11 protein-coding genes are annotated in these 12,204 nt (G+C 73.0%); 6 read left to right on the forward strand and 5 right to left on the reverse strand.

Going from position 1 to position 12,204, the window contains the following annotated elements:
- Positions 1-78: 78 nt before the first annotated feature.
- Positions 79-1,869 carry a serine hydrolase gene (locus C1N81_RS10430; protein WP_394428484.1) on the forward strand — a complete coding sequence of 597 codons (1,791 nt, stop codon included), beginning with the start codon at positions 79-81 and terminating at the stop codon, positions 1,867-1,869.
- Between the two features lie 39 nt (positions 1,870-1,908).
- Here C1N81_RS10430 and C1N81_RS10435 read toward each other — a convergent pair whose 3' ends face one another.
- From C1N81_RS10435 to C1N81_RS10455, 5 genes are all read right to left on the reverse strand, one after another.
- A complete protein-coding gene (locus C1N81_RS10435) occupies positions 1,909-3,483 on the reverse strand; it encodes a phytoene desaturase family protein (RefSeq protein ID WP_394428485.1) in 1,575 nt (524 codons plus the stop codon).
- 36 nt (positions 3,484-3,519) lie between these two features.
- On the reverse strand, positions 3,520-5,814 hold the full coding sequence (locus C1N81_RS10440; RefSeq protein ID WP_394428486.1) for a serine/threonine-protein kinase: 2,295 nt from the start codon (positions 5,812-5,814) through the stop codon (positions 3,520-3,522).
- The gene (locus C1N81_RS10445; RefSeq protein ID WP_394428487.1) at positions 5,778-6,728 is read right to left on the reverse strand and encodes an oxygenase MpaB family protein; all 951 of its coding nucleotides are present in this window, start codon (positions 6,726-6,728) and stop codon (positions 5,778-5,780) included. The genes C1N81_RS10440 and C1N81_RS10445 overlap by 37 nt, the downstream gene beginning before the upstream one ends.
- Positions 6,729-6,782: 54 nt before the next feature.
- Positions 6,783-7,961: an acyl-CoA dehydrogenase family protein gene (locus C1N81_RS10450; protein WP_394428488.1), complete on the reverse strand. Its 1,179-nt coding sequence runs from the start codon at positions 7,959-7,961 to the stop codon at positions 6,783-6,785.
- An 86-nt stretch (positions 7,962-8,047) separates the two neighbouring features.
- Positions 8,048-8,479, reverse strand: a complete 432-nt coding sequence (locus tag C1N81_RS10455) for a ferredoxin (RefSeq protein ID WP_394437846.1) — start codon at positions 8,477-8,479, stop codon at positions 8,048-8,050.
- A gap of 255 nt (positions 8,480-8,734) precedes the next feature.
- Between C1N81_RS10455 and C1N81_RS10460 the strand changes: the two genes are divergently transcribed.
- From C1N81_RS10460 to C1N81_RS10480, 5 genes are all read left to right on the forward strand, one after another.
- Positions 8,735-9,634 (forward strand): GNAT family N-acetyltransferase, encoded by a 900-nt coding sequence (locus C1N81_RS10460; RefSeq protein WP_394428489.1) that lies wholly within the window; start codon positions 8,735-8,737, stop codon positions 9,632-9,634.
- Positions 9,635-9,799: 165 nt separating this feature from the next.
- Positions 9,800-10,738, forward strand: a complete 939-nt coding sequence (locus C1N81_RS10465) for a cation diffusion facilitator family transporter (RefSeq protein ID WP_394428490.1) — start codon at positions 9,800-9,802, stop codon at positions 10,736-10,738.
- Between the two features lie 111 nt (positions 10,739-10,849).
- Positions 10,850-11,254 carry a VOC family protein gene (locus C1N81_RS10470; protein ID WP_394428491.1) on the forward strand — a complete coding sequence of 135 codons (405 nt, stop codon included), beginning with the start codon at positions 10,850-10,852 and terminating at the stop codon, positions 11,252-11,254.
- A gap of 130 nt (positions 11,255-11,384) precedes the next feature.
- Positions 11,385-11,543, forward strand: a complete 159-nt coding sequence (locus C1N81_RS10475) for a hypothetical protein (protein ID WP_394428492.1) — start codon at positions 11,385-11,387, stop codon at positions 11,541-11,543.
- Between the two features lie 65 nt (positions 11,544-11,608).
- Positions 11,609-12,106, forward strand: coding sequence for a response regulator (locus tag C1N81_RS10480; protein WP_394428493.1), 498 nt, complete (start codon positions 11,609-11,611; stop codon positions 12,104-12,106).
- Positions 12,107-12,204 lie beyond the last annotated feature (98 nt).

Consider the following 12,204-nt stretch of genomic DNA (forward strand, 5'->3'; position numbering starts at 1 on the left):
GGTTGACACGAGGCAGTACTGACATGAAAGTTTCACCCGTCCAAGGAGATCCCGAAAGATACTTTCAGGAGGCTGCTCATGAACGCACCGGACCGGGACAGATCGCGGGGCGGCCTCACCCGGCGCCAACTGGGCGGACTGGGAATCGCCTTGGGCGGCGCGCTCGCCCTCGCCCCTTTCCCGGCGGGGCCCGCGGCGGCGGCGACGGAGGCGGGGGCACCCCACCGCCCCACCCTGCGCCACGGCTCCCCCGAACGCGCGGGCCTGCTCGCCGGTCACCTGCGGCAACTGGTCGCCGACGCGGAGAAGTTCCTCGGCCCCTCCCCCAAGCACCCGTGGTACGCGGGCGCCGTACTGCTCGCGGGGCGCGGCGGCACGGTCGCCCTGCACCAGCCGATCGGCAAGGCGGTGCGTTACGCGCGCTACGACGACGCGACCGACACCGGTGTCGAGTTCCCGGCCGACCAGCAGATCGACATGGCGGAGGACACCGTCTTCGACCTGGCGTCCGTCTCGAAGCTGTTCACGTCGATCCTCGCCGTGCAGGAGATCGAGCGCGGCCACCTGGAGCTGGAGGGCAAGGTCGCCTCCTACCTGCCCGACTTCGCGGGCGCGGGCAAGCAGGACGTGACCGTCCGGCAGCTCCTCACCCATACCTCCGGATTCCGTTCCTGGATCCCGCTCTACAAGGAGCCCACGCGCGAGGGACAGCTCAGGCTGATCTGGAACGAGGCGCCGCTCAACCCGCCCGGCACCGTCTACCTCTACTCCGACCTCAACCTCATCTCGCTCCAGCTGGTTCTGGAGAAGCTCACCGGCAAGAGCCTCGACGTCCTCCTGCGCGAGCGGATCACCCGGCCGCTCGGCATGGACCGCACCCGCTACAACCCGCCCGCGTCCTGGAAGCCGGGGATCGCGGCGACGGAGGACGAGCGGGCGCCCTGGTCGGGCCTTGAACGCGGGCTGGTGTGGGGCGAGGTGCACGACGAGAACGCGTTCGGTCTCGGCGGCGTCGCGGGCCACGCGGGCGTGTTCTCCAGCGCCTGGGACCTCGCGGTCCTCGGCCGGACGCTCCTGAACGGAGGGGTGTACGGCAGCGCCCGCATCCTCTCCGAGAAGTCGGTGGAACTGATGTTCACCGACTTCAACACGGCCTTCCCCGGCGATGAGCACGGCCTCGGCTTCGAGCTCTACCAGCACTGGTACATGGGCGCGATGGCGACTCCGCGCACCGCCGGGCACACCGGGTTCACCGGCACCTCGATCGTCCTCGACCCGACGACCGACTCGTTCCTCATCGTCCTCGGCAACTCCGTGCATCCCGTGCGCAGTTGGCGGTCCGGCTCCGCACCCCGGGTCGCCGCGGGCAATCACCTCGCGCGGGCGGTCGCGGTCCGCCCCGCGCACGGGCGCACCGCCTGGTTCTCCGGCATGACGAGCGCGGCCACGGCCACGCTGACCTTGCCCGACCTGCGTCTGACCTCCGCCGACGCCCGCCTGACCTGCTCCCTGTGGTGGGACACCGAACCGCGCTCCGACCTGCTCTTCCTGGAGGCCTCGACGGACGGCGGCGCCACCTGGGCACCGCTCCCCTTCACCACCGACGGCGCGGACGCCCACCCGAAGGGCACGGCCGACGGCTGGGCGGGCCGCGCCTGGCACCGCCTCACCGCGGACCTCGGCGGCTTCGCCTCCGCCTCCACGCGCGTGCGATGGCGGTACACGACGGACCAGTTGTACGTCGGGCGCGGCGTCTACGTGGACGGCGTACGGGTCACCGACGGCCGCCGGGCGGTCGCCTTCGACGAGGCGCGCCCGGCCGACGCCTCCCGGATCGAGGCGGTCGGCTGGACGTCCTCCAAGGACTAAGGACTAGGGACTGGGGACTGGGGAGCGCCGCGCCGGGGTTCAGCGGCCGAGCACCGCCATCGCGGCGTTGTGCCCGGCGATGCCGCTGACCCCGCCGCCGCGCACCGCGCCCGCGCCGCACAGCAGCACGTTCGCGTGGCCGGTCTCCACACCCCAGCGGCCCGCGCCGTCCCCCTCCCCGTCCCGCGCGTACGGGAAGGACAGGTCGCCGTGGAAGATGTGGCCGCCGGGGAGGCGCAGGTCGCGTTCGAGGTCGAGCGGGGTCTTCGCCTCGATGCAGGGGCGGCCTTCGGCGTCCTCGGCGAGGCAGTCGGCGAGCGGTTCGGCGAGGTGGGCGTCGAGCTGGGCCAGGGTCGCGGTCAGAAGGGCGGCGCGGGCGGCCTCGTTGTTTTCGGTGAACAGGCGCGCCGGGGTGTGCAGGCCGAAGAGGGTGAGGGTCTGGTAGCCGCGTGCGGCGAGCTCGGGTCCGAGGATCGTCGGGTCGGTCAGGGAGTGGCAGTAGATCTCCGAGGGCGGCGCGGTGGGCAGCGCCCCGGCGGCCGCCTCCGCGTACGCCGTCGCGAGTTCCTCGTACCCCTCGGCGATGTGGAACGTCCCCGCGAACGCCTCGCGCGGGTCGACGGACGTGTCCTTGAGCCGCGGCAGCCGCTTGAGCAGCATGTTCACCTTGAGCTGGGCGCCCTCGGCGGGGGCGGGCGCGGGGGTGTCGAGGAGGCGGGCGAGGTCCTGCGGGGAGACGTTGACGAGGACGTGCGAGGCGGCGACCGTGCCTTCCCCGTCCGCCGTCCGGTACGTGACCTCCGCGCGTCGGCCGTCCGTCTCGACGCGGGTCGCCTCGTGTCCGGTGACGAGGTGCGCGCCCGCCGCGCGGGCCGTGGCGGCGAGGGCGTCGGTGAGCGCGCCCATGCCGCCGACGGGCACGTCCCAGTCGCCGGTGCCGTTGCCGATCACGTGGTAGAGGAAACAGCGGTTCTGGGCGAGCGACGGGTCGTGGGCGTCGGCGAAGGTGCCGATCAGCGCGTCCGTGAGGACGATGCCGCGCACCAGGTCGTCCGAGAAGCGCTCCTCGATGCCGACGCCGATCGGCTCCTCGAACAGCAGCCGCCACGCCGCGTCGTCGCCGACGCGCTCGCGCAGGGCGGCGCGGCTCGGCAGGGGTTCGGTGAGGGTGGGGAAGACCCGTTCGGCGACGTGCCGCGTCAGCTCGTAGAAACCGCTCCACGTCTCGTACGTATGCTCGCCGCCCGTGAGGCGGGCGAACGCCTCGCGCGTACGGTCCTGACCGCCGCCGACCAGGAGCCCGGTCGGACGCCCGGCGCGGACGGTCGGCGTGTACGAGGAGACGGTGCGCCGCCGCACGGCGAAGTCGAGCCCGAGGTCGTCGACGATCTTCTTCGGCAGGAGGCTGACGAGGTAGGAGTAGCGGGAGAGGCGGGCGTCCACGCCGGTGAAGGGGCGGGTGGAGACGGCGGCGCCGCCGGTCGCGCCGAGCCGTTCGAGCACGGCGACGGTGCGGCCCGCGCGGGCCAGGTAGGCGGCGGCGACGAGACCGTTGTGGCCCCCGCCGACGATGACGACGTCGTACGCGGTGTGCTGCTGATCGAGCTGGTCCAAGACGGGCCCCTCTGTTCCCGGGCGGGGCCCGTGCGCTCAGCCGCGCGGCCGTCCCCGCTGGCGCAACGCGGCGACTCGACGGTACAGCTCCGCCGCCTCCGCGCCCCGGCCCAATTGCTCCAGACACTGCGCCTCGTCGTTGCGGCTGGCCAGTGTGTCGGGGTGGGTCGCGCCGAGGACCCGTTCGCGGGCGGCGGCCACGCTCCGGTACTCGGCGAGCGCGTCCTGCCAGCGCCCCAGCCAGCCGAGCCCGACCGCGACCTCCCGGCGGCTGATGAGGGTGTCCAGGTGGTCGGGGCCGAGGACGCGCTCGCGGATCGCGCACACGTCGCGGGCCTCGGCGAGCGCCTCCTCCCAGCGGGAGAGGCGGCCGAGGTTGACGCCGAGGCCGTGCCGGGCGCGCAGGGTCTCCGGGTCGGTGGGGCCGCTGACCCGGACGCGGTCGTCGACCAGGTCGCGGTAGAGGGTGAGCGCCTCCGCGCTGCGGCCGAGCCGCCCCAAACCGATGCCGGCCTCGTAGCGCGCGGCGAGGGTGTCCGGATGGTCGGGGCCGAGCGCCCGCGCCCGGGCCCGCGCCACCTCGCGGTAGACCTCCAGCGCCTCGCTCCAGCGCCCCAACTTGCCGAGCGTGTAGCCGACTTCGCAGCGGGTGACGAGCGTGTCCGGATGGTCGGGGCCGAGGACGCGGGCGCGCGCGTCGACGACCTCCTTCGCCATGCGGTACGAGTCTCCCGGGCGGCCGAGACGGCTGAGGTTGAAGGCGAGGTTGTGGCGGCAGCGCAGGGTGTCGGGGTGGTCGGCGCCCATCACCCGCTCGCGGGCGGCGAGGACGGACGTGTACGCCTGGTGCGCCTCCAAGTGGCGGCCCAGCTTGCCGAGGACGTACGCCACCTCCTGGCGGGCGCCGAGGGTGTCGGGGTGGTCGGGGCCGAGGACGCGCTCGCGGCCCTCGGCGACGTGCCGGTAGGTGCGCAGCGCGTCGGCGGCGCGGCCGGTGCGGCTCAGCGCGAAGGCGGTCTCGTAGTGGCTGGCGAGGGTGTCGGGGTGGTCGGGGCCGAGGGCGTGCTCGCGTTCGGCGGCGACCGCGCGGTGGACCTCGCCGGCCTCGGTCCAGCGGCCGAGCCGGCCGAGGCTGAGGCCCGCGTTGTGCCGGGAGAGGAGGGTGGCGAGCAACTCCGGCGCGGGCGTGGGCCGTTCGACGGCCGGGGGTCCGGTGGCGCCGGGTCCGGTGGTGGGGCGTCCGGTGGTGGGGCGCGGGATCCACTCGCCGGAGAGCCCGGCCGCCGGATCGGGCGGGCCCGCGCGCGGCCCCGCGCCGGCGGTGGCCTTGTGGCCCGTGGTCATGCCGCGGGTCCACGAGGGCAGCCTCGGCTCGCGCGAGAGGGGCTGTCCGGTGACGACCTGGGTGTCCGGGTGCGGGAGGACCCGCGGGGTGCGCACGGTGGGCACGTACGCGCCGCGCGCGGTGCGTCCGGTGGCGATGCGGCGGCCCAGCTCGCGCGCGTCGGGCGGGCGTTGCTCGGGTTTCTTGGCGAGCAGGTCGAGGATGATCCGCTCGACGTAGGCGGGCAGGTCCGGGCGGTGCCTGCGCGGCGGCGCGGGCGGGGTGTCGCGGTGGCCGACGAGCACGGCCCAGGCGTCGTCCAGGTCGAACGGGGGCGCGCCGGTGGCCATCTCGTAGAGCACGCAGCCGAGCGAGTAGAGGTCGCTGCGCTGGTCGACCTGGGCGCCGCCGATCTGCTCGGGCGACATGTAGTGCGGGGTGCCCATGGCGATGCCGGTGCCGGTGAGGCGGGCGCTGAAGCCGATGTCGGCGCCGAGCCGGGCGATGCCGAAGTCGCAGATCTTCACCGTGCCGTCGGCGAGGCGCACGATGTTGGCGGGTTTCAGGTCCCGGTGCACGATGCCTTGTTCGTGCGTGTAGGCGAGGGCGGCGGCGATCTGTTCGGCCATGTCGACGACGTCGTCGACGGGCAGCGGGTGGTGCCGGTTGTCCTCCAGGAGCTGGCTCAGGTTCCTGCCTTCCAACAGCTCCATCACCAGGTACAGGAGCCCCTCGTACTCGCCGAAGTCGTGGACGACGGTGATGCCGCGGTGCTGGAGCGCCGCCGCGACCCGCGCCTCCCGGCGGAAGCGCTCCCGCAGCACCCGGGTGAAGGCCGGGTCCCGCTGGGGCGCCAGCGGCTTGAGGCATTTGACGGCGACGTGCCGGCCGAGCGATTCGTCGCGGGCGCGCCACACCTCGCCCATTCCGCCCCGGCCGATCAGGTCGAGCAGCCGGTACCGCCCGTGGATCAGGGTGTCGTTCCCGCTCTGCCCCGGCTTTGACATGTCCCGCTGTCGCCCCCGTCACCTCGCCCCGCGCTCCCCCGTTCCAGTATGGCCACGGGGGTGCCGACTTTGTACGGGGCCGGGCGGGTGTGGGGGCCCAGTCGAGCCATGGCCCGCAGGATGTGTTTCGGGGGCAGCTGCCAGCGCAGGCGTGCGGGGACGGCGCGCAGCGCGGTGCCGGTGGCGCGCAGGCGCCGGGTGACGACGGCGGGGGCGGGGGCGGGCCGCCCGTACAGCTCGTGGGCGAAGGGCGGCAGCGAGGCGTAGGCGAGGTTGGCGACGCGCCGCCACAGCAGGTCGCGGGCCGGGACGAGGAAGGGGTTCGTGGGCGGGCGTCGCAGGAAGTCGTCGACGACGCGGGCATCGGGACCGGCGGCGAGATCGGGCCGCACGGAGGCGAAGTAGTCCGCCAGCTCCCCGCGACTGGCGGGCACTTCGGCCGGATCGAGACCGACGAGGCGGGCGCTGGTGCGGTGTTCGGCCAGATAGCGGTCGGCCTGGGAGTCGGTGAGCGGGAAGCCGGAGCGCCGGGCGGTGTGGAGGTAGGAGTCGATCTCGGCGCAGTGCACCCAGAGCAGCAGCGCGGGTTCGTCGACGCCGTAGCGTTCCCCGGTCTCCGGGTCGGTGGCCGACACCATGCGGTGGATCTTGCGGACCCGCGCGCCCGCTTTCTCGGCCGCCTCCGTGGTCCCGTACGTCGTCGTGCCGACGAAGCCCGCGGTGCGCATGAGGCGGCCCCACGCGTCGCGCCGGAAGTCGGAGTTCTGCAGGACGCCGCGCACGGCGCGCGGGTGCAGCGCCTGGAGGTACAGGGCGCGGATGCCCGCCACCCACATCATGGGGTCGGCGTGCAGGTGCCAGGTCACCGAGTCGGGGCCGAAGAGCCCCGGGTCCGCCGTGCTCGTCCCCGTCACTCGCGCCTCCTGATCGTGGCCGTCACTCCGGCAAGTGTGCGGGACGGCGCGGGTTCAGCGGCGTACCCGTGGCATCCCGAGCCCGATCCAGGAGATGATCTCGCGCTGGATCTCGTTATTGCCGCCGCCGAAGGTGAAGATGACGGCCGAGCGGTAGCCGCGCTCCAGTTCCCCGTGGAGGACCGCCCCGGCGCTGCCCTCCTTCAGGGCGCCCGCCGCCCCGACGACCTCCATCAGCCAGGCGTACGCGTCGCGGCGCGCCTCGGAGCCGTAGACCTTGACGGCGGAGGCGTCCTGCGGGGTGAGGGTGGACTCCTGGAGGGCGCTCACCATCTGCCAGTTGAGGAGTTTCATGGCGTCCAGCCTGGTGTGGGTCCGGGCGAGGCGTTTCCTGACCCAGCCGAGGTCGATGACGCGGCGGCCGTCGGCGAGCTTGGTCTCCATGGCCCAGCGCTGGACGTCGTGGAGGGCGCGGATCGCCATGGTGCCGTGGGCGGCGAGGGTGACGCGTTCGTGGTTGAGCTGGTTGGTGATCAGGCGCCAGCCCTTGTTCTCCTCGCCGACGCGGCGCGAGACGGGGACGCGGATGTTCTCGTAGTAGCTCGCGGTGGTGTCGTGCGAGGCGAGCGTGGTGATGAGGGTGCAGGAGTAGCCGGGGTCGGAGGTCGGCACGAGCAGCATGGTGATGCCCTTGTGCGCCGGGGCCTGCGGGTCGGTGCGGACGGCGAGCCAGACCCAGTCGGCGGTGTCGCCGTTGGTGGTCCAGATCTTCTGCCCGTTCACGACGTAGGTGTCGCCCTCGCGGACGGCGCGGGTCCGCAGGGCGGCGAGGTCGGTGCCGGCGTCCGGTTCGCTGTAGCCGATGGCGAAGTCGAGTTCGCCGGAGAGGATCTTCGGAAGGAAGAACTCCTTCTGCTCGTCCGTGCCGAACTGCATGATCGTCGGGCCGACGGTGTTGAGCGCCATGAGCGGCAGCGGGACGCCCGCCTGGGCCGCCTCGTCGAAGAAGACGAACTGCTCGACGGGGGTGAGACCGCGTCCGCCGTACTCCTCGGGCCAGCCGACCCCGAGCCAGCCGTCGGCGCCGAGGCGGCGCACGGTCTCCCGGTAGAAGCGCTTCTGAGCGGCGGGTTCGGCGTAGCGGGCGTAGGCGTGGTCGGGGACGAGATCGGCGAAGTAGGCGCGCAGCTCGGTGCGCAGCTGCTGTTGCTCGGGCGTGTAGGCGAGGTGCACGGCCCCTCCTGGCGGTCGACCGGTCGGCGTCGGCGCACACAGTAGAACCCGTTCCAGAAATAGGGAATGCCCGGTAGAGCTCGGGTTCAGCCCAGCACGGCGAGGAAGTCGGTGCACGCGCGTGCGCACGCGCGGCACTGTTCGGCGCACTCCGCGCCGTCCGGGACGCCGTCGCAGGCGTGCGCGCACTCCAGGGCGACCGCCCGGCACCACTCGACCTGGAGCCGCAGCCCGTACTCGTCCTGGTGCGTCTCCTCGGAGAGCAGCCGGCAGGTCGCGTCGCAGACCTCGACGCAGAGCAGCAGCGAGCGCCGCAGGTCGTGCCGCTGCCCCTCGCGCTCGGCGTCCATGACCGAGGGGCGCCGGACGGGGCCGCCCTGCAACGGAGGGGCGAGCGGGCCCGGCTCGAGGAAGCTGACGCGCAGGGCGCTGGCGCGGGCGCACTCGGTGCAGGCCTGGGCGCAGGCGAAGCGGCTCTCGAGGAAGCGCACCAGGGCGTCCTTCGGCGGTTCGGTCATCAGGGCGTGATCTGCGGCCTCGGTGGTCTCGGCGCGGGGGTGCGACTGCTTCGCCAGGGGGGTCACCGGCCCGGCTCCTTTCGGGAAACGTCTGCGTCCGCGCCGGGTAGCCGGATCGCCGGGGGCCAAACCGGCTCGACGGCGCGAGACCCCCTAATTCCTTTGCGACGGGCGGCGCACGGGGGTACTTTCGGCGCGCCTTTCACGCCCGCGCGCCCCCAGCGTGCGTCCACCTTTCCTCCCCCTGGAGCGCTCTTGTCCCACGTGTCGCAGGTACGGGCCCGGCCGACACCGCTCGTCGACCCGCACGCCACCGCCGGTACGCGCCGCCTCGCCTGGCTGGCGCAGGACGCGGACGGCAACCCGGTCGGCTCGGCGTTCCTGCGCCTCTTCGACCGCGACGGGCAGCGGCACCTCGCCGAGCTGACGCTCCGGGTCCATCCGGCCGGGCGGCGCGCGGGGATCGGCACGGAACTGCTCGCGGCGGCGGTCGAGGCGGCCCGCGCCGACGGCCGCCGCTCGCTGCTCGCCGGTGCCGACGACGACTCCCCCGGCGAAGTCTTCCTGACGGCACGGAAGTTCCGGCGGGTGCTGCGGCTCACGTACACGCGCCTGGTCCTGGCCGAAGCCGACCTCCCGGCCCTCACGGCGACGGCCCAACACCCCTGCCCGGGTTACCGGTTGACGGAATGGGACGGCACGGTCCCCGACGGCCTGGCGGAGTCCTTCACCGCCGCGCGCCGGGCCATGGACGACATGCCGATGGACGACGCCGACCACGGCCGCGTCGACTGGGACGTGGAGCGGGTCCGGGCCGTCGCCGCCGCCGTCGCGGACCGCGGCGACCTGCTGCACACGGTCGCCGCCCTCGACGAGCGCGACGGTTCGGTCGCCGCCTTCACCGAGCTGGTCGTGCCGGGCTCCCGTGAGGGCGACGCCCAGCACTACGGCACCGGTGTGCTCCCCCGGCACCGCGGCAGGGGGCTCGCCCGCTGGATGAAGGCCGACCAGATCCTGCGGGTACGCGCACGCCACCCGGGCCTGACGGGTCTCGTCACGGACACCGCGGACAGCAACCGCCCGATGCGCGCCGTGAACGACGCGCTCGGTTACGTACCGACGCATCGCTCGTGCCAGTACCAGCTGGACCTGTGACATCGGGCCGCGAGGGTCCTTCGCGCTGGTCCACGGGGTTTACGGGGCGGGGGCGCCGGTTATCGGGGACGGGGTACGGCGCGCGGTCACGGCCCGCCGGTCCCCGGCCCGCCGAGGCCGCCGCACATCCTTGGTAACCACCCTTCACACCCTGTGAGTTGACACGTGAGCGAGACCGAGAAGTCCGGCGAGCAGGAGGACCGCAAGACCCGGCTGACGGTGCTTGTGGCGCTCGCCGCGAATCTGCTCATCGCCGTCGCCAAGGCGGTCGGCGGCGTCATCGCGGCCTCGCCCGCCCTGCTCTCGGAGGCGGCCCACTCCGTGGCCGACAGCCTCAACGAGGTCTTCCTCCTCGCGGCGCTGCACCGCAGCCGCCGCCCCGCGGACCGCCAGCACCCGTTCGGCTACGGCAAGGAGCGGTTCTTCTGGTCGCTGCTCGCTGCCGTGGGCATCTTCGTGATGGGCGGCTGCTTCTCCTTCTTCCAGGGCTTCGAAGCGCTGACGGGCCCGAACACCACGGAGTCCCACAGCGGCTACACGGCCGGGCTCGTCGTCCTCGGCGTCGCCCTCCTCGCCGAGGGCGCCTCCCTGATCCGCGCGATCCTCCAGGTCCGCGCCCAGCCCGGCAAGGGCATCGGCTCCGACCCGGCGCTGCGCACGGTCCTCGCCGAGGACAGCACGGCCGTGCTCGGCGTGCTCCTCGCCGCCGGCGGCATGGTCCTGCACATGGTCACCGGCAACGTCGTCTGGGAGGGCTCGGCGTCCCTCGCGATCGGCGCGCTCCTGGTCTACGTGGCCTTCGGGCTCGGCAAGAGCGCCCGCGAGCAGCTGATCGGCGAGGCCGTCGACCCCGAGCTGCGCGAGGGCATCCTCGGACTCCTGCAGGAGCAGCCGGAGATCGACTACGTGGCGGCGCTGCACACCATGCAGCTGGGCATGGACTCCACGCTCGTCGCGGCCCGCATCGACCTGACGCCCGGCATCGACAGCGAGCACCTGGAGCTGGTCAGCGAGCGCATCAAGAAGTCGATCCAGGAGACCTGGCCGACGGCGGACCAGGTCTTCCTCGACGTGGTCGACATACCGCAGCGCGTACGCGAGTGAACAGCGGAGGCCGGTGGTGACGGATACCGGTGCCGACACCGAAGGCCGACGATTCGGACATGGGTTCAGGGGTACTCGCGGAGCGACGGACGGCGAGACCGGGGAGGTCCGATGAGCCACGTGGAAGCGGCGGTGCTGGTCTTCGACTGCGCGGAGCCGGAAGAACTGTGCGAGTTCTACCGGGTGCTCCTCGACGGGGAGGTCCAGCCGCCCGACGGTGGCGACCGGATCGAGCTGGTCGGCGCGAACGGCACACACCTCGCGTTCCGCCGCGACCTCAACGCCGCCCCCGCGAGCTGGCCGCGCCCCGACGACTCCCAGCAGGCGCATCTGGACCTGCTGGTGGCGCCGGAGCACCTGGACGCCGTGGAGCGGCAGGTCGTCGGGCTCGACGCCCGTCCGCTGGAGACCCGCGGCAATGGCGGCCGTACGGCTTCGCGGCTGTACGCCGACCCCGCCGGGCACCCGTTCTCGCTGCGCAACGCACGGCAGCCGGCGAAGCCGAAGGCGAGTTGACCGCACACCGGCTCACGCCCGGTCATATGCCGTGACCGCGATCGGATGCACCCGGTCTCCCGCGGGCCGTCCGTTGTCCAGCCGTCTACAGGCCGCATCAGATCCTTTCTGTCCGAAAAGAGGTTCCCCCATGAGCACCCGGCCGCGCGCCCCCCACCCCGAAGAGACCAAACACGAGGTCAGGGGAGCTGTGCGCACGTGCCGCCCGGCCCGCCGCGAGGGCCGCGACACCGTCGAGCCCGAGTCCGAGCGGGAGACCGACTGGAATCTGGTGCGCGGAGAGGATTGAAGGCCCCTTCCGCCGCGCGCGTACGGGCATATGCTGTCGGTGCCGACGAGGGGAGGCACCCGGCGATGCCCACCGCTGCACGGCCCAAAATCCTGGTCGTCGACGACCGCGAGGACACGCTCTTCGCGATGGAGAGCGCCCTCGCCCCGCTCCGTTACCCGCTCGACCGCGCCAGCACGGGTGACGACGCCCTGAAGGCGGTCCTGCGCGGCGGCATAGCGGTGGTCCTCCTCGACGTGCTGATGCCCGACGTCAGCGGGTTCGAGGTGGCCCACTACATGACGCGCCTGGAACAGACGCAGGACATCCCGATCATGATGATCACGGGCGCGGGCCAGGACCCCGCGCTCGCCGTCAAGGCCTTCGAACTCGGGGTCGCCGACTACGTCGTCAAACCGGTGGAACCGTGGGTGATGCGGACGAAGGTCCGCTATCTGTACGAGACGAGCCTGCGCATCCGTGCCCTGCGGGAGCGTCTGCGGATGCATGAGGGCGAGGACGAGGGCGGCTCCGCTCCCCCGGCCCCCCGCTTTGAGGACCGCCCACTGCCGCGACCGGCCTGATCGCGCCCGAGAGCACCTCGGGTGTCGATGCTCACACCCGCCCCGGACCGCACCCTTCCCATGTGGTTGTAGTGTACAACTTGTCTGAGAGTTGTATA

This window comes from Streptomyces sp. SGAir0957 (assembly GCF_043523415.1).